Source organism: Kocuria sp. JC486 (assembly GCF_011602805.1).
Classification (GTDB): Bacteria; Actinomycetota; Actinomycetes; order Actinomycetales; family Micrococcaceae; genus Kocuria; species Kocuria soli.
The window spans coordinates 39534-60127 of the sequence record NZ_JAAOZS010000006.1; the positions used below are offsets into that span (position 1 = coordinate 39534).

At 67.5% G+C, this 20594-nt stretch carries 19 protein-coding genes; 12 read left to right on the top strand and 7 right to left on the bottom strand.

From position 1 onward, the window contains the following. Positions 1–29: 29 nt before the first annotated feature. From GWK18_RS04965 to GWK18_RS04980, 4 genes are read right to left on the bottom strand one after another with little or no spacing between them, the layout of a single operon-like run. Positions 30–1127 carry a protein phosphatase 2C domain-containing protein gene (locus GWK18_RS04965; RefSeq protein WP_166833607.1) on the bottom strand — a complete coding sequence of 366 codons (1098 nt, stop codon included), beginning with the start codon at positions 1125–1127 and terminating at the stop codon, positions 30–32. Beyond that, positions 1124–2530: an adenylate/guanylate cyclase domain-containing protein gene (locus tag GWK18_RS04970; protein ID WP_233568745.1), complete on the bottom strand. Its 1407-nt coding sequence runs from the start codon at positions 2528–2530 to the stop codon at positions 1124–1126. The genes GWK18_RS04965 and GWK18_RS04970 overlap by 4 nt, the downstream gene beginning before the upstream one ends. Beyond that, positions 2527–3141, bottom strand: a complete 615-nt coding sequence (locus GWK18_RS13075) for a PH domain-containing protein (RefSeq protein ID WP_123825127.1) — start codon at positions 3139–3141, stop codon at positions 2527–2529. Before GWK18_RS13075 ends, GWK18_RS04970 begins: the two co-directional genes overlap by 4 nt. Continuing rightward, the gene (locus GWK18_RS04980; protein ID WP_123825126.1) at positions 3138–4025 is read right to left on the bottom strand and encodes a biotin--[acetyl-CoA-carboxylase] ligase; all 888 of its coding nucleotides are present in this window, start codon (positions 4023–4025) and stop codon (positions 3138–3140) included. Before GWK18_RS04980 ends, GWK18_RS13075 begins: the two co-directional genes overlap by 4 nt. A 203-nt stretch (positions 4026–4228) precedes the next feature. Between GWK18_RS04980 and GWK18_RS04985 the strand changes: the two genes are divergently transcribed. From GWK18_RS04985 to GWK18_RS05000, 4 genes are all read left to right on the top strand, one after another. Continuing rightward, a complete protein-coding gene (locus GWK18_RS04985) occupies positions 4229–4513 on the top strand; it encodes a YciI family protein (RefSeq protein WP_199732560.1) in 285 nt (94 codons plus the stop codon). A gap of 184 nt (positions 4514–4697) precedes the next feature. Next, positions 4698–6281 (top strand): acyl-CoA carboxylase subunit beta, encoded by a 1584-nt coding sequence (locus tag GWK18_RS04990; protein WP_123825125.1) that lies wholly within the window; start codon positions 4698–4700, stop codon positions 6279–6281. Then, positions 6278–6544, top strand: coding sequence for an acyl-CoA carboxylase epsilon subunit (locus tag GWK18_RS04995; protein WP_233568744.1), 267 nt, complete (start codon positions 6278–6280; stop codon positions 6542–6544). Before GWK18_RS04990 ends, GWK18_RS04995 begins: the two co-directional genes overlap by 4 nt. A 49-nt stretch (positions 6545–6593) precedes the next feature. Beyond that, entirely contained in the window at positions 6594–8372 is a 1779-nt protein-coding gene (locus GWK18_RS05000) for a DUF885 domain-containing protein (protein WP_123825124.1), read from the top strand. A 94-nt stretch (positions 8373–8466) separates the two neighbouring features. On the opposite strand, the gene GWK18_RS05005 is transcribed toward GWK18_RS05000, so the two are convergent. Beyond that, a complete protein-coding gene (locus tag GWK18_RS05005) occupies positions 8467–9429 on the bottom strand; it encodes a hypothetical protein (protein WP_123825123.1) in 963 nt (320 codons plus the stop codon). Between the two features lie 406 nt (positions 9430–9835). Here GWK18_RS05005 and GWK18_RS05010 point away from each other — a divergent pair, with 406 nt between their 5' ends. From GWK18_RS05010 to adhP, 3 genes are all read left to right on the top strand, one after another. After that, entirely contained in the window at positions 9836–11359 is a 1524-nt protein-coding gene (locus GWK18_RS05010) for an aldehyde dehydrogenase family protein (protein WP_123825122.1), read from the top strand. After that, complete coding sequence (locus tag GWK18_RS05015; RefSeq protein WP_123825121.1) at positions 11359–11793, top strand: DUF779 domain-containing protein; 435 nt, start codon at positions 11359–11361, stop codon at positions 11791–11793. Before GWK18_RS05010 ends, GWK18_RS05015 begins: the two co-directional genes overlap by 1 nt. Before the next feature lie 104 nt (positions 11794–11897). Beyond that, positions 11898–12923 (top strand): alcohol dehydrogenase AdhP, encoded by a 1026-nt coding sequence (adhP, locus tag GWK18_RS05020; RefSeq protein WP_166833609.1) that lies wholly within the window; start codon positions 11898–11900, stop codon positions 12921–12923. Between the two features lie 113 nt (positions 12924–13036). Here the strand turns inward: adhP and GWK18_RS05025 are convergent, their stop codons facing one another. Continuing rightward, entirely contained in the window at positions 13037–14119 is a 1083-nt protein-coding gene (locus GWK18_RS05025; RefSeq protein ID WP_166833611.1) for a biotin/lipoate A/B protein ligase family protein, read from the bottom strand. Positions 14120–14269: 150 nt separating this feature from the next. On the opposite strand from GWK18_RS05025, the gene GWK18_RS05030 reads away from it, so the two are divergent. Next, positions 14270–14707: a ChaB family protein gene (locus GWK18_RS05030; RefSeq protein ID WP_123825118.1), complete on the top strand. Its 438-nt coding sequence runs from the start codon at positions 14270–14272 to the stop codon at positions 14705–14707. Between the two features lie 46 nt (positions 14708–14753). Beyond that, positions 14754–15395, top strand: coding sequence for a Maf family protein (locus GWK18_RS05035; protein WP_166833613.1), 642 nt, complete (start codon positions 14754–14756; stop codon positions 15393–15395). Between the two features lie 19 nt (positions 15396–15414). On the opposite strand, the gene GWK18_RS05040 is transcribed toward GWK18_RS05035, so the two are convergent. After that, positions 15415–16173, bottom strand: a complete 759-nt coding sequence (locus tag GWK18_RS05040; RefSeq protein ID WP_123825116.1) for a GAP family protein — start codon at positions 16171–16173, stop codon at positions 15415–15417. Positions 16174–16331: 158 nt separating this feature from the next. Between GWK18_RS05040 and GWK18_RS05045 the strand changes: the two genes are divergently transcribed. From GWK18_RS05045 to GWK18_RS05055, 3 genes are all read left to right on the top strand, one after another. Further along, positions 16332–17687, top strand: a complete 1356-nt coding sequence (locus GWK18_RS05045) for a histidine kinase (RefSeq protein ID WP_166833615.1) — start codon at positions 16332–16334, stop codon at positions 17685–17687. After that, the gene (locus GWK18_RS05050; protein WP_123825114.1) at positions 17684–18496 is read left to right on the top strand and encodes a response regulator transcription factor; all 813 of its coding nucleotides are present in this window, start codon (positions 17684–17686) and stop codon (positions 18494–18496) included. The genes GWK18_RS05045 and GWK18_RS05050 overlap by 4 nt, the downstream gene beginning before the upstream one ends. Before the next feature lie 148 nt (positions 18497–18644). Next, positions 18645–20453 carry a biotin carboxylase N-terminal domain-containing protein gene (locus GWK18_RS05055; protein ID WP_348535837.1) on the top strand — a complete coding sequence of 603 codons (1809 nt, stop codon included), beginning with the start codon at positions 18645–18647 and terminating at the stop codon, positions 20451–20453. Positions 20454–20594 lie beyond the last annotated feature (141 nt).

Here is a 20594-nt window from a genome sequence, read left to right on the forward strand (position 1 = left end):
ATCGACGGCCCCGGCTGCCGATCACAAGGTCAGGAACCCAGGTCGTGCCGCATGTCGATCGGGACGAACGTCGTGGTGTCCTCGTCCGCGGGACGGGAGGCGACGGCGTCGGCCACGATGACCGTCACGTTGTCCCGACCGCCGGCGCGCAGCGCAGCGTTCACCAGGACGTCCGCGGCCTCCTTGGGGTGTGGAACGGAGTGCAGAACGCGCGCGATGTGCGCCGTCGCCACCTCACCCGTCAGGCCGTCGGAGCACAGGAGGAGGCGATCGCCCGATTGCGCGGGCACCACCCAGACGTCGGGTTCCCACACCTGCCCGGTGCCCAGGGCACGGGTGATGACATTCCGGCGGGGGTGAACCAACGCCTGGGCGGGAGTGATCTGCCCGATCGACACCAGGTACTGGACCTCCGAATGATCCACGGTGATCTGTTGGACCTCCGGCTGCGGGCCGTCCTTGGGAGCGGGGGTGACGGGAAGCGGAGTGGTCGTGGCTACCTCCACGCCGGGGGAATCCGGGTCCGCGATCTGCTCGTGGAGCAGTTCCGGCGCTTCCTCCGAGGCCGTGTGGGCCGTGATTTCACCGGTGGGGTGGTGTGCGACCGAGGCGTGGTCTGGAGCGGGTGCCGCGCCCTCCGGGCGGACCAGACGGTAGGTGCGTGAATCACCCACGTTGAAGACCAGCCACAGGCGGGTGCCTTCGACGTCGACCAGCCACGCCCCGGTCACCGTGGTCCCGGCCCGTCCACCCAGGCTCTCCTGGATGGAGGTGTCGGCAGCACCGAGCACGGCGCGCAACTTGGCCATGAGCGCTAGCGTCGCGTCGGGAATCTCGGGGTCGAGTTTGAGTTCGCGTTCGACCCGGGCACGGAAGCGAGCGACGTCCTCCGGCGGTTCCGGCTCCGCGGGGACCTCGACGCTCCACGGGTCACGGGAGCTGAACAACTGGGACGAGCCCAGGGTGCGCACCGCGAGCGCGGACGCGACCTCCCCCGCTTCGTGCCCCCCCATGCCGTCGGCGACGGCGCACATGGTGCGGGTGACCACGAGCGAGTCCTCGTTGGTTTCACGCCTCAGGCCACGATCGGTGGCCGCACCGGCGCGAATGACCAGTTCCACGCTCATACGTAGTCCACCTCCAGCTGTTGTCCGGGTCCTGCCGATAGCTCCACGGGCTGTACATCTCCGAATCCGCGTACGTTGTGCGTTTGCTTGGGGATCAGCATGAACCGGTCGTCACCCGCCAAGACGGAAGCGGTCGACGCGTCCACCAGCACGCTGCCGGGGGGCGTCAACGCAACCAGACGCGAAGCCAAGTTAACAGTTGGACCGTACAAGTCACCCAATCGTGGCAACACACGCCCCCACACAAACGCAACGCGCGCCTGTGGCAGTTCGGGATCTTCACGGATGATTCGGGCCAGCGCGAGAGCCATGAGCGCCCCTTCCTCCGGGCTCTCGGCCATGAACATGATTTCGTCGCCGATGGTCTTAATGAGCCGTCCACGGCCGACCGCGATCACCTCGGCGCAACGCTGTTCGAAGCGCTGGACAAGGGCCGCCAGGGTCCGTTCGTTCATCTGCCGTGACAGGGACGTGTAGGAGACCATGTCCGCGAACCCGATGCCGCGCGCCAGGGGAAGGCTGGCGGAATCCTGCTCACCGGTGTCCTCCAAGCCGTCACGCAGACCGCTGATGGTCGAGCCGTCCGGGCGCTCCTGCCGCATGGCCAGGCGCTGGACCGCAGCGTTGAGCTGGCGGCGCCACGAATAGATCAGCAGCTTCTCCAACGTGGGCATGATCCGCGGCAGCACGTTGAGCAGTTCGCGGCGGGCTTCGGCGTCGCTGCGGTTGCCGTGCACCACCAGGTCCTCGACCAGGGCTTCGACCTGCCACACGACCATGCGGTCGGTCATCTGTGCCATCGCCCGCACGATGGACAGCGTGCCCTCCTCCGTGACCTCGTGGTCCGTCACGAGTTCGGCGATCTCGCGCAGTGCCTCGGCATCGCGAGGGGTGAAGAAGACTTCGTCGTCGGAGAGATTGGGGAAGCCCATGGCGCGCCAGATCTTGCGCGCGTTGAGCAGCGAGAGGTTGCCTTCCTTGGCCGCCTCCCGGCGCCGCATGGTTCGTTCGGAGCCCAGCAGCAGGTCCTCGAGCGCATGGAAGGCAGCCCTGGATTCTGCCGATCGGTAGACATTGGACTGCACCGGGTTGCTCAGGTTCAAGTTAATCTGGGCGGTCTGGGGACCGACGACCGGTTCCTTCGACAGGGGTACGTCGGGGACGTGCGCGTCCGCCTCGGCCGGGGGCAGATCTGCCCGAGCATCTGCCGGACCCCCGCGGTCAGCGCGATCACCGTCGACGTGTTCGCCGCTCATCTCGCCCTCCTCGCCGTCGTCGTGTCCTGTGTGCTCCGCCGTGCTGCCGTCCGTGGAGCGACCGTCTCCCGCACCATGACCGGCACCGGGGGCGGCGCCGTCGTCCTGCCACGGCAACGGCGGCATGGCCTCGTCCCGCGCCGTCATCGGTGGCCACCCATCGGGCCCCCGCCCACGGGGCCGGTCACTCCGTACCCACCGGCATACCCGTAGGCGCCCTGACCGTACGGATTCGGGTAGGACGGCTGCCGGTGAGCCGTTGCCTTCGATTCGATCAACTGCCCGAATTCCGCCACCCGCGGGGAGTGCGTGAGGCGCAGGACCCCGGCCTGTCCGAAGTCCACGCTCAGCGTCCCGATCCCGGCGAGCCCCAACGGCCAACGCGCGGGAACCGTGTCCACGTGATGCAGCCAGGCCAACGGGATACGTACCCCATCCCGCGGAGCCGCTCCACCCAACAGCATGAGGCGGCGGTCCGTCAAGACGAAACGGGTCCGCGCCCACCGCACCACGGGGCGCAGGACCGCGAACAGCACGACGAGCACCAGCAGCACGGACAGCGCCATCTCCAACACCGTGTGGATCGAGGTCCAGGGCTGGTTCATGGGGCGCCACCGGACCTCCAGCATCCGCTGCAGCAACCCGTGCAGGAAGACCGCGACGATCAGGACGATCGCGGGCCGCAACAGCTTGCTCGGGTGCGCGAGCGTGGACACCACCACGTGCTCACCGGGCTCCAGGTGGAGTTTCTTCTTCACGAACGCTCCTCGGTCGGGCGCAGATGGACCACGTCACCGGCACTGACCGCGCGAACCCGGCCACCCTCGGGGCGGATCAGCAGGGCTCCGTGATCGTCCAGGCCGACCGCCCGGCCCGTCAGAGGTGCCTGCGCCCCGGGGAGTTCCGCTCGCACCCGTTGGCCCAGGGTTCCCAGCTGCGACTCGACGACGGTGCGCAATCGACCGTCCGGCACCGTGAGTTCCGTGGGATCCGCACAGAACCTCCGATAGAGCGGAAGGAACTTCTCCAAGACGTCAACCAAAAGATCGGCGCGGCCCAGGTTGCAGCCTTCGCGCTGCACGGACGTCGCGGTCTCCACGGGTAGGTGCGTGGTGCTCACGTTGAGCCCGGTACCCACGACGACGGCGGGGGCCGCTCCAGGGGTGACCACCAGCGCCGCCAGGATCCCGGTGATCTTCCTCGTTCCCACCAGCACGTCGTTGGGCCACTTGGTCTGGGCCGCCAGGCCGTGATCCCGGAGGGCCTGGGTCACCGCGCAGCTCATGAGCATGGTGAACCACCCGTAGGTTTCCGGAGGCACGGCCACCGGACGGAGCAGCAGGGAGAAGGTCAGGGCTTCGCCCGGGCGCACCTCCCAGGTGCGGTCCAGTCGTCCTTTTCCGGCGTTCTGGTAGTCGGTGACCAACAGGCTCATATCCGGCAGGGCCAGGGCTTGGGAGTCGGCAAGGGCACGGCGGACGAGTTCGTCGTTGGTCGATCCCAGCTCCGCAACGATCTCCACCGGTGCACCGAGCAGTGCCTGCAGCCGTGAGATCAACGCGGTGTCACCGGTCAGTGGCTGCATCGGCGAATGAGCACCGTTCACCGCGGGCAGCGTGTCAACCATGCTCTCCGACTTCACCTCTCCGGCTCCCTCTGGCACTGCGGCCTTCCGTCATCTCCGTACCCGAAACGGGCCACGACCCCAGACAGGGTTATCGTCGTCACACAGAAACCTGCCTGAGTCCACAGTAGTAGTACACCCACCCGAGAGAACCCCGAGTGCCGGATCGTGCACTTGCCCTGTGGCCCATGGCGCAGCCATCGACGACGAAAGAGGAGCACATGTCCCTCCAGGCCGTGACCTACGTGTACGGAGGTTCCGCTGAAGCTCTGGCCGAGCATCGCCCCGCCCACCGACAGTTCCTCAATGACCTCCGGGAGGCCGGAACGCTGCGGGCCGCCGGCCCCTACGACGACCATGAGGCCCCGGGCGCACTGCTCTTGATCCAGGCGGAATCCCCCGAAGCCGCTCTGGCGGCGTTGGACCCGGACCCGCTGCTGATCGAGCAGGTCATCACCGAACGCAGCGCACGCCCGTGGAAGATCACGGTCGGATCCCTGGACTGACAGGACCTGAGGAGACGTGACGCGACCGGCCGAAACCTCCGGGGAGACGGGCCGGGACGCGTGATTCCGAAGCCGAGATCTTGTAGATGTCGTACAACGGCGGCTGCCGTGGGCTTCTCTAGACTGGCTGGGTCATTCCCGGGGGACCGGGCCCGTCAGTGAATCCGGTTAGTTGCGAGGTGCCATGAGCCACGACTTGTCCACGACCGCTGGAAAGATCGCCGACTTCCGTGAACGGCGCGAGCACTCCTTCGTACCCGCCGGGGAGGCCGCGATCGAGCGGCAGCACGCCCGTGGAAAGAGCACCGCGCGCGAACGCGTTGACATGCTGCTGGACGAAGACTCGTTCGTGGAACTCGACGCTCTGCGCACGCACCGGAGCACCGCCTTCGGGATGGACAAGAAGAAGATGCCCGGCGACGGCGTCGTGGCCGGGTACGGCACCATCGACGGTCGCCTGGTCGCCATCTACTCGCAGGACTTCACAGTCCTTGGCGGGTCCCTCTCCGAGGCCAACGGCGAGAAGATCGTCAAGGTACAGAAGTTCGCGTTGAAGAACGGCTGCCCGGTCATCGGCATCAACGACGGCGGCGGTGCACGCATCCAGGAGGGCGTGGCATCACTGGCGATGTTCGCGGACATCTTCAACATGAACGTCCGTTCATCGGGTGTGGTCCCGCAGATCTCGCTCATCATGGGCCCCTGCGCCGGCGGTGCCGCCTACTCCCCCGCCCTGACCGACTACATCATCATGGTCGACCAGACCTCCCACATGTTCATCACCGGCCCGGACGTCATCAAGACCGTCACCGGTGAGGACGTGGACATGGAAACACTGGGTGGCGCACGCTCCCACAACGAGACCACGGGGACCGCGACCTACCTGGCCGACGACGAAGAAGATGCCCTGGACTTCCTGCGGGAACTGCTGGAGTTCCTGCCTGCCAACAACCTGACCGAACCTCCCTTGTTGGACCACGCCCAGGAATTCGACCTGACGGACGACGACCTGGCCCTGGACGAACTGATCCCCGACTCGGCGAACCAGCCCTACAACATGCGCGAGGTCATCGAGACCGTCGTGGACGACGGACATTTCCTGGAGATGCAGGCGCTGTACGCACCCAACGTGATGATCGGGTACGCCCGGGTCGAAGGACACACGGTGGGCATCGTGGCCAACCAACCCATGGAGTTCGCGGGCACGTTGGACATCGCCGCGTCGGAGAAGGCCGCGCGCTTCGTGCGGCACTGCGACGCCTTCAACATCCCGATCCTCACGCTCGTGGACGTCCCCGGCTTCCTGCCCGGCACGGACCAGGAGTTCAACGGCATCATCCGCCGCGGAGCCAAGCTGCTGTACGCCTACGCCGAAGCCACGGTTCCATTGGTCACCCTGATCACCCGGAAGGCCTACGGCGGGGCCTACATCGTGATGGGCTCCAAGAAGCTCGGAGCAGACATCAACCTGGCCTGGCCCACCGCTCAGATCGGTGTGATGGGCGCCCAGGGTGCCGTGGAGATCCTGTACCGGCGTGAGCTCAAGGCCGTGGCCGACGAGGGTGGTGACGTGGATGCCAAGCGCGCCGAGCTCGTGGAACAGTACGAACAGCAGCTGCTCAATCCGTACCAGGCCACCCAGTTGGGCTATTTGGACTCAGTGATCGCACCTTCGGAGACCCGGGAGAACATCATCCGCGCGCTGCGCGGGCTGCGCGAGAAGCGCGCGTCCACGCCCGCCAAGAAGCACGGGAACATTCCGCTGTGACCGCCGCACCCGAGCACACCCCGGGCGGGCGCGAGCACGAACCGGAGCACATCAAGGACCAGGGCTCGGTCCTGCACTTCGTGGGCGGAAACCCCTCCCCAGAGGACATTGCCGCCGTGACCGCCGTCGTGGTGGCTGCCGCCGCGGAATCCGAGGAGTCCGCCACGCCGGGGGTCCGCCGCGCTCAGAACCGGCGCGCCCGCCTGGGGCTGCGGTTGCGGCCCGGGCTGGGCGCCTGGCGGCGCACCTTGCCGTTCCGCTGATACCTGGCATGGTCCGCGGAGGACCCGACAGTGCTTAGGATCGGAAGGCATGAGTGCCCGATTTCCGCATCCCCGATCCACCGTCGACGGGTCGCTCGGTGAAGGTCAGCGTTCGCCGTCGGCCGTGGACCGCGTGGCCGAGGCCCACTTCAACCGGCTGCTCCGGGTCGATCCCGCGTGGGCCATCGAACTGGGCACCGGACAGCACGGCTGGGGGTACCCCGACTACGGTCCGGAGGCGCAGGAAGCACTGTGGGAGGCCTCGCTCCGTACACGACGTGAGGCGAGAATCGTGGAAGCCGTCGACGACGTCGACCGGGTCACCTTGCACGCCCTCCGGGAACACGTCGACATCACCCGGGAACTCCACGACCTCGGGCTCGCCGGTGATCGGATCAACGGCATCTCCTCCCCCGTCCAGAAGATCCGCGAAACCTTCGACAACCTCCCGAAGAACACGCCGGAGGACTGGGACGGTATCCTGCACCAACTGCACGAGGTACCCGGGGCGGTCCGGCGGCTCCTCGACGGCGTGGCCCACAGGCAACAGGTGGGACCGGTCTCCGCGGCGGCTCAGCTGCTGCACGCCGCTGACCAGGCGGAGAGCTATGCCACCTCCGACGGCGCCTTCCTGGCGCTGACCCACCGGCCCGCCGTCGTACGTCTGCCCGCCCGGTCCCAGGACCGGTTACGGGAGGCCGTGGCGGAGGCCCGTGTCGCCTACACGGGTCTGGCCGAAGGTCTCCGCGGTCTGGCGGAAACCGCCCCCACGGAAATGGCGGTGGGCCGGGAGGAGTACGGGGTTCGGCTGCGTCAGTTCACGGGCGCCCGCCTGGATCTGACCCGCGTGTACGAGTGGGGAATCGAACAGCTTCGCGCGGTCGTCTCCGAGATGCGGCAGACCGCACGCCAGATCGTGCCCGATCATCACGGACGGGGTCTGATCCGGGCTGCCATGAAGGCCTTGGACGCCGACGTACACCGGCAGCTGCACGGGCCCTACGAATTGACCGCGTGGATGCAGGGGGTCAGCCAGGACGCGATCGACGCGCTGGCGGGGAGCCACTTCGAGATCACCGAGCCGATGAAGCGGCTCGAGTGCAGGATCGCCCCGACCAACGACGGCGGTATCTACTACACACCGCCCTCGCCGGACTTCACGCGCCCGGGGCGGATGTGGTGGTCGGTCACCCCCGGCACAAGCGTCTTCCGCACCTGGGGCGAACGCACCACGGTCTACCACGAAGGCGTTCCCGGTCATCACCTCCAGATGGCCACCGCCGTGGCCGCCGGAGACACATTGAACGCATGGCGACGCGTCGGTCTCTGGGTCTCCGGACACGGGGAGGGCTGGGCGCTGTACGCCGAGCGGCTCATGGCAGAACTCGGCTACTTCCAGGATCCCGGCGACCGCATGGGCATGCTCAACGCCATGCGGATGCGCGCCGCGCGAGTGGTCTTCGACGTGGGCTTCCACTGTGGACTGCCGGTCCCCCGCGACCTGGATGGCCTGCTGGGCAGTGCCGCCGGTGCCACGCAGTGGTCACCGGCCACGGGCTGGGCCTTCCTCAAGGAGAACATCGTGATGGCTGAAGCAGCCTTGCGGTTCGAATGGTTGCGCTACATGGGATGGCCCGGGCAGGCCCCGTCCTACCAGATCGGGATGCACCGCTGGCAGGAGGCCCGCCAAACGTGGGGCAAGGCCAGGGGCCGGCAGTTCAACCTGCCCGAATTCCACCGAGAGTCGTTGTCATTGGGCTCCCTCGGACTGGATTCCCTGGACTACGCGCTGAACCTCAAGACCCAGGCACTGCACCACGCACCTTGAGTCCCGGGCCGGGGCGGCCGTCGTCTCCCATGACGGCCGCCCCGGCAAGGCACTCGTCGTGTCTCAGCTGAACCTGCCTCAGCCGAAGAGGACCTCATCCAGGCGACGAACGACCCCGCACAGCTGGCCCCTGGTCAACGTATTGTTGGGACGGTACACGTGCCCGCACCCATTGACCGTCTCCCTCGAAGTAGAGCCGCTGATCACCACCCGTGTTGACCCACATGATCCCGCGGTCATGCACATCGATTGCCGACTGCAGAATTTCGTCCGCGGGCTCGATGTCCGCAAAGGGGTCCTCGAAGGGAGCCGGTTTGATGCGGGGATGCCTCAGGTGGTGGAGGAACATCGCCACGTCACCCTTGGTGGTGACGTCGTCCGGGTAAAAGAAGGACCGGTCGCGGATACCCACCGACCCGTAGTCGAGCCCACGGTCCAGCGCCCACACGATGTCGTCGTAGTTCGCGTGTGCGGTCGAGACGTCCGCCAACGTGGCTCCACCGCGGGAGGGAAGATGCGCGTCGAAGATCTCGTCCCAGGTCAAGGCAAAGGTGTCAACGGTGGTCGCGTCCCCGGTGCCCGAACTGTAGAGAGTGAGTTCGTGGACCGTGGCGAATGAGTCCCACTCGGTGAACAACAGCAATTGCTCCGCACTCCCACCGGGCGCAATCTCGTAGGTGGCCCTCTCTTGTGCCCCCGTGGCCTCCCAGGCAATGGAGACCGCATGGTCCAGCGTCGAGGTGACCGTGGCCTCCGTGTGGATCGCGTGTGCACGGTCCCCGTAGGACGGCTCGACGAGAGTCACGATGAGGCCGAGCTGGGGGTATTCGTACCTGAGGTCCTTGGTCTCTTCGGCAGCGGCCGGAGTGCCCCGCACAGACGTCAGGGCCAGCCCGCCCGCCGCAATCACTGCCCCGGACAGGAACAGTCGCCGCCGGTCCAGGAGATGCCCCACACCGTCGGCTGAGGACCCCTGCGATGTGGCTGCTGGGCGCGGCCCGGCCAACGGACGCAACTTCTGGTCGGTCAAGTTGTTCCGGTTCTGGACGATCGACATTTCGATCGCCTCCTACAGATCGCCCGGCCTGCGCGCCAGAGGACTCGAACCGCAAAGACCCAGAGCCGGATCTCCGTCGGCCGGCTGTCCTGAACATCTGTTCTGGTCCACCACCGGGACGGGGCTGTGTGCTCCCGTGATGGCAACGTACGCACCGAACACGGGCCGGGAGAACCACCGGGACGACTTCGTGACAGGACCGCAATTGACCCGAGACCTGCGGTGATTCCATTCGCAATCATGATCCAGGGAGTCTGAGGCCACTACTCAACGGCAACGACGACGGTGTCGGTCGCGCGCCGCAGGTGTCCCGGGGTGGCAGCCGAGCGGCGACTCACGTAGCGTTTGCAGACACGTGTTCTGGGTCACATTCGACCCCGCGCCCCCAATGACGAAGGAGTCAGCCATGACGGTCTACGCACAACCCGGGCAAGCAGATTCTCCGGCCACCTTCAAGTCCCGATACGAGCACTTCATCGGAGGCAAATGGGTGGCCCCCGTCAAGGGCGAGTACTTCGAGGACATCACGCCCGTGACGGGCAAGGCCTTCGCGGAAGTGGCCCGTGGCACGGCCGAGGACATCGAGGCGGCACTCGACGCCGCGTGGGCCGCGGCGCCGTCGTGGAACGCCACCACTCCGGCCGAACGAGCGGTCCTGCTCAACAAGATCGCCGACCGGATGGAAGAGAACCTCGAAGCCATTGCCGTGGCCGAGACCTGGGACAACGGGAAGCCGGTCCGCGAGACGCTGGCCGCGGACATCCCGCTGGCCATCGATCACTTCCGCTACTTCGCGGGCGCGATCCGGGCACAGGAAGGTCGGCTGTCCCAGATCGACGAGGACACGGTGGCCTACCACTTCCACGAGCCGCTGGGCGTGGTGGGACAGATCATCCCCTGGAACTTCCCCATCCTGATGGGCGTCTGGAAGCTGGCCCCCGCCCTGGCCGCCGGCAACTGCGTGGTGCTCAAGCCCGCCGAGCAGACCCCGGCGTCGATCCTGTTCCTGATCGAACTCCTGGAGGACCTGATCCCGGCCGGCGTGGTCAACGTGGTCAACGGTTTCGGTGCCGAGGCGGGCAAGCCGCTGGCCTCCAACCCGAGGATCCGCAAGATCGCGTTCACGGGTGAGACCACCACGGGCCGCCTGATCATGCAGTACGCCTCCGAGAACATCATTCCGGTGACCCTGGAGCTGGGCGGCAAGTCCCCCAACATCTTCTTCGACGACATTGCGCAGGAGAAGGACGCCTTCTACGACAAGGCGCTGGAGGGCTTCGCGCTGTTCGGGCTCAACCAGGGCGAGGTCTGCACCTGCCCCTCCCGCGCCCTGGTGCAGAAGGGGATGTACGACGAGTTCGTGGCCGAGGGCGTGGAACGGGTCAAGAAGATGGTCCAGGGTAACCCCCTGGACACCAACACCATGGTGGGCGCCCAGGCCTCCACGGACCAGCTCGAGAAGATCCTCTCCTACCTGGACATCGGCAAGCAGGAGGGTGCCAAGGCACTGATCGGTGGCGAGCGCATGGAGCTCGACGGCGACCTGTCCGGCGGCTACTACGTCCAGCCCACGATCTTCGAGGGTGACAACACCATGCGGATCTTCCAGGAGGAGATCTTCGGCCCGGTCCTTTCCCTGACCTCGTTCACCGACTTCGACGAGGCGATCTCGGTCGCGAACGACACCCTCTACGGCCTGGGCGCCGGCGTGTGGTCGCGTAACGGGACCACCGCCTACCGTGCCGGGCGGGCCATCCAGGCCGGGCGCGTGTGGGTGAACAACTACCACAACTACCCCGCGCACGCGGCCTTCGGCGGGTACAAGTCCTCGGGCATCGGCCGTGAGAACCACCTGATGATGCTGGACCACTACCAGCAGACCAAGAACCTCCTGGTCTCGTACTCGCAGAACGCGATGGGGTTGTTCTGATGTCCCAGAAACCCGTCACGCAGGTGGCCGGGTTCGACGTCGTCCTCGAGGCCGCACCGGGCCCCGAGGATGACGTCGCGCGGGTGGCGTACACGGCGGCCGCCGTCGAGCTCCTGCGAGAGTTGTGGCGGCGGCACGGTCCGCTCATGTTCCACCAGTCGGGCGGATGCTGCGACGGCTCCGCGCCCATGTGTTTCCCCGCAGGGGAGTTCCGCACGGGTGGGGCCGACGTCCTGATGGGCACGGCGGAGCTCAGCGACGACGACGGCTCCGTGCTCGGGCCGCTGGAGCTGTGGATCTCCCGTGAGCAGTTCAACGCGTGGAAACACACGGCCCTGGTGATCGACGCGGTCAAGGGCCGCGGATCGGGGTTCTCGCTCGAAGCTCCCACGGGTCAACGGTTCCTCACGCGCAGTCAACTGTGTGCAACGTGATGTACCCCACGGCCGTTCCGGGCTTCAATGGAAGTACCCGGTGAACCTCTGCGGCCACCCCCGCGCCTCGGAGGCCGGCCGCTGACGAGAGGACGTGCACGAACATGACCGAACAGACGATGAACGCAGCAGTGGTCAAGGCATTCGGCGAAGACCTGGACGTGACCGAGACCCCGATGCCCAAGCCCGGCCCCGGTCAGGCGCTGGTCAAGCTGGTGGCTTCCGGCGTGTGCCACACGGACCTGCACGCAGCCCACGGTGACTGGCCCGTGAAGCCCACCCCGCCCTTCATCCCGGGCCACGAAGGCGTGGGTGAAGTGGTTGAAGTCGGCGAGGGAGTCACGCGCGTTGCGGTCGGCGACATGGTGGGCAATGCCTGGCTGTGGAGTGCCTGCGGCGAGTGCGAGTACTGCGAAGCCGGGTGGGAGACGCTGTGCGAACAGCAGTCCAACGGCGGCTACTCCGTGGACGGTTCCTTCGGCCAGTACATGCTGGTCGATGCACGGTACTGCGCCCTGATTCCCGAGGGTGCCGACTCCTACGAGATCGCCCCGGTCCTGTGCGCCGGCGTCACCGTCTACAAGGGGCTCAAGGAGACCGAGGTCAAGCCCGGTCAGTGGGTCGTGATCTCCGGCGTGGGCGGACTGGGGCACATTGCCGTGCAGTACGCCGTGGCCATGGGGATGCGAGTGGCCGCGGTCGACGTCGCCGACGACAAACTCGAGTTGGCCAAGCAGCACGGTGCGGAGGTGGTGGTCAACGCGTTCGCCGCCGACCCCGCGGAAGCCATCCAGGAGGCCATCGGCGGTGCGCACGGTGTGCTGGTCACGGCCGTCCACCCGGATGCGTTCGGACAGGCCATCGGGATGACCCGCCGCAGGGGCACGATCGTGTTCAACGGTCTGCCTCCGGGTGAGTTCCCGGCCCCGATCTTCGAGATCGTGCTCAAGCGGTTGACCATTCGCGGGTCGATCGTCGGGACGCGCCGGGACATGGAGGAGGCGCTGGAGTTCTACAGCCGCGGGCTAATCCACCCCACGTTCTCCAAGCGTCCGCTCGAGGACATCAACGCCGTGTTCGACGAGATGATCCACGGGAAGATCGAAGGCCGCGTGGTCATCGAGTACTGAGCGCTCCCGAGCTGAGTGTGCCGAGACCTCCGAAAGAGCCCACATTGCGCTGTGGAACGGGCTCTTTCGGAGGTCTCGGCGCGTGCGGCACTCGGAGGGGGCTCAGGGGGAGGTCACGGGACGCGGTGAGTCCATTTCTCCGTGGCGAACTTGGACTTCACCAGGGCGCGGGCGGCCTCGAGTTCCTCCGGGCGGTAGTCCCCTTCATGGGAGCGGTAGTTGCTCAGGAAGTACTCGCGGAAGGACTCGATGATCGCCTCCCGTACCATGCCCGTCTGCGAGCGCATGGGGTCCACCCGCTTCTTGGCCGACTTGATGCCCTTGTCGGAAAGCTTTTCCCGCCCGATGCGCAGCACCTGGAGCATCTTGTCGGCGTCGATGTCGTAGCTCATGGTCACGTGGTGCAGAAGGGTCCCGTCCGCGAACCGTCGCTGAGCTGCGCCGCCGATCTTGCCCTGGTCCGTGGTGATGTCGTTGAGCGGCACGTAGCGGGCCTTGACCCCGATCTGTTCCAGGGCACCCATGACCCATTCGTCCAGGAACGCGTAGGCCCGTTCATGGCTGAGCCCCTCCACCAGACCGGCGGGCACCATGAGCGAGTACGTCACACAGTTGCCGGGCTCCATGAACATCGCGCCTCCCCCGGTGATCCTACGGGTCACGCCGACGCCGTATTCGGCCGCCGCTTCCGTGTCGACCTCGTTGCGCACCGACTGGTAGGAACCGATCACCACCAGGGCGTCGTCCCAGTCCCAGAACCGCAAGGTGGGGCCGCGGCGACCCGCGGCCATCTCTGCCGCCAAGACCTCGTCCAGGGCGACGTGCATGGCGGGGTCCATGGTCCTCATGCCGATGACCTCCACGTCCAGGTCCGCCCAGCTCTGGGCCGCGCCCACGGCTCGGCGGACGGCGATCGCTACGGCTTCTGCATTGAAGCCGATCATGCGGACTTCGTCCCCGCCGGCCAGGGCGCGGGCCTCGAACTTGGCCTCGATCGCACGGGCGATGCCCTCCACGCTCAAGTGGGCCGGGAGTCCTTCCAACGCTGCGTTGAGGTCCTCGAAGGCGTCATCGGGTTCCAGGAAGAAGTCACCGGAGACCACCACGTCCCGGAAGGTGGCCAGGTCGCCCTGTCCGCTGAGTTCCAGGTCGACGACGACGAGCTTTCCTCCGCGAACCTTGTACTCTCCGTGCACCGAATCTCCTCACCTCGTGCTGTCGCGTTACCGGGCGGCCGGAGCCGTCCACGGTTCTGCGGGAATCACGTTCAGCCTTCCATTCCGCACCAGTGGGCAGCGTGCTTACGATTGCGGAACATTCGCTCGCAGTCGATCCGGGAGGCAGCCGTGAGTCCCAAGAACACTTCGTCCGGGGATGCCAACGTCCCCGAGGTCGAGGATCTTCCATCGACCCTGCAACGGTCCGACGACAAGGCGCAACGCACCTACGCAGAAGCATTGGGCTCCGCGGAGGAACAGTACGACGACGAGGCGCGCGCCCACCAGACCGCCTGGGCCGCTCTTAAACGCACCCACGAAAAGGTCGGAGACCACTGGGAGCCGAAGGACGAACCGGGTCCGTCGGACGAGCGGTCCGAGGGCCCGAACACCCGCAAGGGCGAAACCTCCGGTGGCGTGGACGCCAACGCGAGCAAGGAGCACCTGTACGAGGTCGCCCAGCGCCTCGACATCGACGGTCGGTCCGAGATGACCAAGGAGGAGCTGGTCGCGGCGATCCAGAAGGCCAATGACCGCGAGGACCGGCAGGCACGGGACAACGGGTAGCACTTGACCCGGCCGTGGCTGCAGCGCCTGACCTAGGCTGGGGCGCATGCCCGAGACTCCGCTGATCGTTCTGGCCTCCCAGTCCCCTGCACGCGCTAAGTTATTGCGCGATTCGGGAATCGGATTCACCCAGCTGGCCTCGGAGGTCGACGAGGACGCCGTCGTTGCCGCCGCGGGTGCCACGGCCCCCCGAGAGATCGCACTTCTGCTGGCCCGTGCCAAGTGCGAAGCCGTCGCGAGCCTGCCCGAAGCGGCCGGGCACCTGGTCATCGGGTGCGATTCGGTGTTCGCTTTCGACGGTGAGGTCCACGGCAAACCGTTGACCCCCGAGCGCGCCACCCAGCGGATCAGCGCCATGCGCGGGCGGACCGGCCACCTCCACACCGGCCACTGGATGATCGACACCCGCAGTCCCGACGACGGCGGAACCGGGTTCCGCGACGGCATGGAGGCCGGGGCGGACGTCACCTTCGCGTCCCTGAGCGACGACGACGTCGCGGCCTACGTCGCCACCCAAGAACCCCTGTGGGTCGCAGGGTCCTTCACCCTGGACGGTTACGGTGCGGCGTTCATCGAGCGCGTGGACGGCGACCTGCACGCTGTCATCGGCCTCTCCGTCAACGTCCTGCGCCAACTGGCGGCACGGGCCGGCGTCGCCGTCACGGACCTGTGGCGGCCCGGTAGCTGACCCGCCGCGCGACCCCTCGTCAACCACCCAGCAGGGTGGGCACGGTCCGCACAATGATCACCACGCCGACGATGCCGAGCACCCAGGCCAGCGTGGTGGGCGTGGTGCGCACCGCCCAGTTCCGAAGCGCGGCCACGGGACGATCGATCCGTTCCCCCAGGACCATTCGCGCCATCACCAGAACCATCGCGGGCAGCACCATGACCAGGCAGTAGGCCACCAACACGAGCGCCGAAGCCCCGCGGGGCAACTCCGACTGGGCCAGTCCACCGATGGCTGCCAGGTACGGCAACATCGAGGCGACCTCGATCAGTCCCGCAACGACCGCGAGCGCAGCCAGGGCCGGCCACCTGCGCACGGCACGTTCGGCGCGTGCAATCCAACGGCGAGTCGAGGCGTCCGGGTCCCCTCCACGCTTACGGATCTCCTTGGGATCCACCCACCAGCTCAACGCGGTCAGCCCGGCGCCCAGGGCAACCAACGCGGCCGCGCCCACGCGGGTGGCCAGGAAGTCGGCGACGGGTTGGAAGGCGACGGTGACACCCGCCAGGAGAGCCACACCCAGGAGCCAGTAGAACAGCGCGATGACGGCCAGGTAGAGCGTGACCCGTAGCGCCACGGCTCGGGCCCCGCCCCGTCCGCCGCCGGAGGTAAAGAGCAAGAGCACCAGGGGCAGCACCAAGGTCCCCGTGCTGGTGGAATCGATCAGCGCCAGTCCGCCGAGGGTCACGGCCTCCTGGGCGCTCAACCCCGTGAAGACGGCCTCGAGAATGTTCATGTCTCCAGCCTGTCCGCGCGGGGTTCACGGGGCATCGGCCATCGGTACCGTCACTGGACACCTCATACCCCTCCCCTTCTCCCCCAATCGATGGATCTTCGTCCCGGTTCCCGTCCGACCCCTGTCTCCGCTGACGGGCGCACATTAGATTCGGGACCATGACCACCGACCCTGCCGATGTCGAATCCCCCGGTGCTGAGCCCTCCGGCAGCATCGATGCCCACGGTGCAGGGGCAAGCAGGTCTCTCGACTTCCCCGCAGCCGCGACCTACGTCGTCGTGGTCGTGCTGTTGTGGATGACGGACTGGTCGATGGCGAAGGACCTGCTCCTGCCGGGTGAGCACTCCCCTCAGCTGTCGTTGGGCCTGTTGCTGGTCGGTGCCGCCACCACGGCCTTCCGGAAACGTCGCCCCCTGGTGGTTCTGGTGGTCACCGGACTGTCCGCCACACTCGCCATGCTCTTGACGGGTGAGCTGGGTGCCGCGTTCCTGCAGTTCGAAGCTGCCTTCAGCGCAGTGCTCTACGGCACGCCGCGTCTGGCACGGAACACCACTGTCCTGTGCGTGGTTCTCACCATCGCGGGGACGCTGGCCACCACTGCGGTGTCCCGCGAACCCGAATTGTGGTTCGCGGCGGGTGTGCAGCTGGGGGTGGTGTTGATCCTGCCTCTGTTGTGGGCCTGGGAGGTGCGCAATCACAGCGAGGCGCGGCGCCAAGCGGAGATCGCCGCCGCGGCGCAACGTCAGCTGGCGGTCCGCGAGCGGGAACTCGCGGAGGCCCGCGCCGCCCTGCAGGTCCAGGAGCACGGCCGCCGAATCGCCCAGGACCTGCACGACGGCGTCGCCGGGCACCTTTCTGCCATTGCCCTGCAGACGGCGGCCCTGCGCACCGAAGGCATGCGCACCGCACCGGCCGCCACCCGGGACAAGACGTTGGAGTCGATCCGAACGGCGTCCGTGGATGCCCTCACGGAGATGCGCACGCTGATCGACGTGCTCCGCGAGGGCATGGATCAGGACCTCGACCACCGCGGCACATGGGGTAGCCTCGCGGCCCGGCTCCGCGCTTCCTTCCCGGAGGCCCGGGCGACCGAGGCCGAGCAGGCCGGGCTGCTGCTGGATCACGCCGACCCCGCGACGGCGCAAGCGGCCCTTCGCGTGGCCCAGGAGTCCGTCACCAACGTGCTCAAACACGCCTCCCCGGGCCCCGTCGACCTGTCACTCACCCACGACGACGGAGCCCTCCACCTCCTGTGCAGGTCCCGCACCACCACCACGCAGCCCCGTGAGGACGACGGACTCGGCCTGCGATCCATGCGGCTACGCACGGAGGAGTCGGGAGGAACGTTCACGGCCGGGCCGGTTGCCACCGACAGTTGTGCCACGACCTGGACCGTGGAGGCACTCTGGCCCGCCACCACGACACCGCCTGCTCAGCCACTTGCTCTGCCCCGAAGACACGAGACCTCCGTGGAGGTCTCAATCCAGCACGATGAGAAGGCACCCCGACCATGACCGAGGCACTGATTCCGTCCACCCCGAGCACGCCCACATCCCACCCACGAGTGCCGGGCACCACCGTGGTCCTGGCCGACGACCACGCCGCCATCCGTGCGGGGGTGCGGTTGATCCTGGAAACGGCACCGGAACCGTTCCTCGTTCTGGGTGAGGCCGAGAAGGCTACCGAGGCCGTCGAACTCACCCGAGCGCTACGACCCCAGGTGGTGCTGCTGGACATCCGGATGCCCGGACCCAGCGGCCTGAGCGTGATCGGGCAGTTGCGGGAGGCCGGCGCCAGCGTCGTCGTCCTGACCTCCTTCGCCCTGGACGAGTACGTCATGGCGGCCCTGGAGGCCGGGGCCGACGGCTTCCTGGTGAAGTCGGCCGAGCCACAGGAGATCGTGGCCGCGGTTCAGCGAGTGGCCGCCGGGGACGCGGTCCTGGCCCCTGAAGTCCTGAGGTCCGTGATCGCCCGTGCCGTCCGCCCCCGGGATCAGGCGGCAGACGCTGCACCGTCGCAGGCCGCCGACCCCAACCAGGTGGGCACGGCCGTGGGCGAGGAAGAGCAGGCAGTTCAGGAAATGCAGGAAGACCGTGCCGTCGGGTTCGTCCCCCCGGGCAACCTGCCCGATCCCCTGACCCACCGCGAACAGGACGTCCTGGCCCTGTTGGCCCGGGGACTGTCCAACCAGCAGATCGCCCGAGAGCTGGTGGTCGCCGAATCCACGGTCAAGACCCACGTCTCCCACGTCCTGGCGAAACTTCAGGTCACCTCACGGATCCAGGCGGCCCTGTGGTGGGGCCGACACGGGCACACCCGGTGACTTTGTGGAAGTCCTACATCAGGTTACGCATCCCCGTGTGATCGAATGGGCGATGACGTGCGCCGAGGAACCCCACGCAATACAGTGCTGTGGTTCGATGTCGCGCACACGACAGGCGCACATTCATGGCGATGAGGAGATCGATCACGTGACCGGAGCCCACGAGGCACCCAACGCCGCACCCCCCCGACGTCGGCCCTTGTCCAAGGTGCTGGTGGCCAACCGCGGCGAAATCGCCGTCCGGGTCATCAGGGCTGCCCGCGACGAGGGCATCACCTCCGTGGCCGTGTACGCCGATCCCGATCGCGACGCCCTGCACGTCCGCATGGCAGACGAGGCCTACGGCCTGGGTGGTAACACCGCCACGGACTCCTACTTGGTGATCGACAAGATCCTGGACGCCGCGGCCCGCTCCGGAGCCGACGCCGTCCACCCCGGGTACGGCTTCCTGTCCGAGAACGCGGACTTCGCCGCCGCGGTGATCAACGCCGGGCTCACCTGGATCGGCCCGCCGCCGCACGCCATCGCCTCCCTCGGCGACAAGGTCGCCGCGCGTCGGATTGCCGAGAAGGTTGACGCACCCCGCGTCCCCGGAACCTCCGAGCCCGTCCAGTCCGCCGACGAGGTCCTGGCCTTCGCCGACGAACACGGACTGCCCATCGCCATCAAGGCGGCCTTCGGCGGCGGCGGCCGCGGTATCAAGGTGGTCCGCGAACGCGAATCGATCGCCGAACTCTACGAATCCGCCGTCCGCGAGGCCACGGCCGCTTTCGGCCGCGGTGAGTGCTTCGTCGAACGGTTCCTGGACGCACCGCGCCACGTGGAGACGCAGTGCCTGGCGGATGCCCACGGCAACGTGGCGGTCATCTCCACCCGCGACTGCTCCCTGCAACGCCGGAACCAAAAGCTCGTGGAGGAGGCGCCCGCCCCGTTCCTGAGCGAGGAACAGAATCGACGCCTGTACGAATCCTCCAAGGCCATCCTGCGCGAAGCCGGCTACCAGGGTGCGGGCACCTGCGAATTCCTGGTGGGCAAGGACGGGACCATCTCCTTCCTGGAGGTCAACACCCGCCTGCAGGTCGAGCACCCGGTCTCCGAAGAGGTCACCGGCATCGACCTGGTCCGCGAGCAGTTCCGTCTGGCCCGCGGCGAGGAACTCGGCTACGAGGACCCCGAAGTCCGCGGACATTCGATCGAGTTCCGCATCAACGGCGAGGACCCGGGCCGCAACTTCATGCCCGCCCCCGGCACCCTCACCGCGCTCAAGCTGCCCACGGGACCCGGCATTCGCGTGGACACCGGTGTGGAGGCCGGTGAGACCGTCTCCGGGAACTTCGATTCGATGATCGCCAAGCTGATCGTCACCGGCAGCACCCGCGAGCAGGCTTTGGCGCGGTCGCGTCGCGCCCTGGAGGAACTCGTGATCGAAGGCATGGCCACCGTGGTGCCCTTCGACCGCGCAGTGGTCTCCGACCCGGCCTACGCCCCGACCGACGGGCAGCCGTTCACCGTGCACACCCGCTGGATCGAAACCGAGTTCGACAACCAGATCGACCCCTTCGCGGGCACCCCGGAAACCGCGGGAGACCCGGAGGAGCGCCGCAGTGTGGTGGTAGAAGTTGCCGGCAAGCGCCTCGAAGTCGTCCTCCCCGCATCCGTCCTGGGCACCACGAAGGCCTCCGGCAACGGCGGCCCCAAGGCCCGCCGCGAACGCTCCGGACGCGGCGGCAGCGCCAAGGCCACCGGCGACGACCTGACCTCGCCCATGCAGGGCACCGTGGTCAAGCTGGCCGTGGACAACGGGGACGACGTAGAGGAAGGCGACACGATCGTGGTCATCGAGGCCATGAAGATGGAGCAGCCACTCAAGGCGCACAAGGCGGGCACCATCTCGGGCCTGGACGTCAACCCCGGAGACACGGTCTCCGCGGGCACGGTTCTGGCCACCATCTCCTGAACCACGGTCGTCTCCGGGACCCCGGAGACCACGCACCCACGACGGCGGGTGGCCCGGTCACGACGACCGGGCCACCCGCCGTCGTCGTCGGCCATCCCGTGGGCCGCGGTCGCGGGGAGCCGGTCCCAGGTCGCGGGCATG

What these genes read in the sequence shown, in the direction of transcription:
- GWK18_RS04965 (WP_166833607.1), bottom strand. Translation starts at nt 1,127, where the DNA reads ATGAGCGTGGAACTGGTCATTCGCGCCGGTGCGGCCACCGATCGTGGC.
- GWK18_RS04970 (WP_233568745.1), bottom strand. Translation starts at nt 2,530, where the DNA reads ATGACGGCGCGGGACGAGGCCATGCCGCCGTTGCCGTGGCAGGACGAC.
- GWK18_RS04985 (WP_199732560.1), top strand. Translation starts at nt 4,229, where the DNA reads ATGTCCCTCCAGGCCGTGACCTACGTGTACGGAGGTTCCGCTGAAGCT.
- GWK18_RS04990 (WP_123825125.1), top strand. Translation starts at nt 4,698, where the DNA reads ATGAGCCACGACTTGTCCACGACCGCTGGAAAGATCGCCGACTTCCGT.
- GWK18_RS05000 (WP_123825124.1), top strand. Translation starts at nt 6,594, where the DNA reads ATGAGTGCCCGATTTCCGCATCCCCGATCCACCGTCGACGGGTCGCTC.
- GWK18_RS05005 (WP_123825123.1), bottom strand. Translation starts at nt 9,429, where the DNA reads ATGTCGATCGTCCAGAACCGGAACAACTTGACCGACCAGAAGTTGCGT.
- GWK18_RS05010 (WP_123825122.1), top strand. Translation starts at nt 9,836, where the DNA reads ATGACGGTCTACGCACAACCCGGGCAAGCAGATTCTCCGGCCACCTTC.
- GWK18_RS05015 (WP_123825121.1), top strand. Translation starts at nt 11,359, where the DNA reads ATGTCCCAGAAACCCGTCACGCAGGTGGCCGGGTTCGACGTCGTCCTC.
- adhP (WP_166833609.1), top strand. Translation starts at nt 11,898, where the DNA reads ATGACCGAACAGACGATGAACGCAGCAGTGGTCAAGGCATTCGGCGAA.
- GWK18_RS05035 (WP_166833613.1), top strand. Translation starts at nt 14,754, where the DNA reads ATGCCCGAGACTCCGCTGATCGTTCTGGCCTCCCAGTCCCCTGCACGC.
- GWK18_RS05040 (WP_123825116.1), bottom strand. Translation starts at nt 16,173, where the DNA reads ATGAACATTCTCGAGGCCGTCTTCACGGGGTTGAGCGCCCAGGAGGCC.
- GWK18_RS05045 (WP_166833615.1), top strand. Translation starts at nt 16,332, where the DNA reads ATGACCACCGACCCTGCCGATGTCGAATCCCCCGGTGCTGAGCCCTCC.
- GWK18_RS05050 (WP_123825114.1), top strand. Translation starts at nt 17,684, where the DNA reads ATGACCGAGGCACTGATTCCGTCCACCCCGAGCACGCCCACATCCCAC.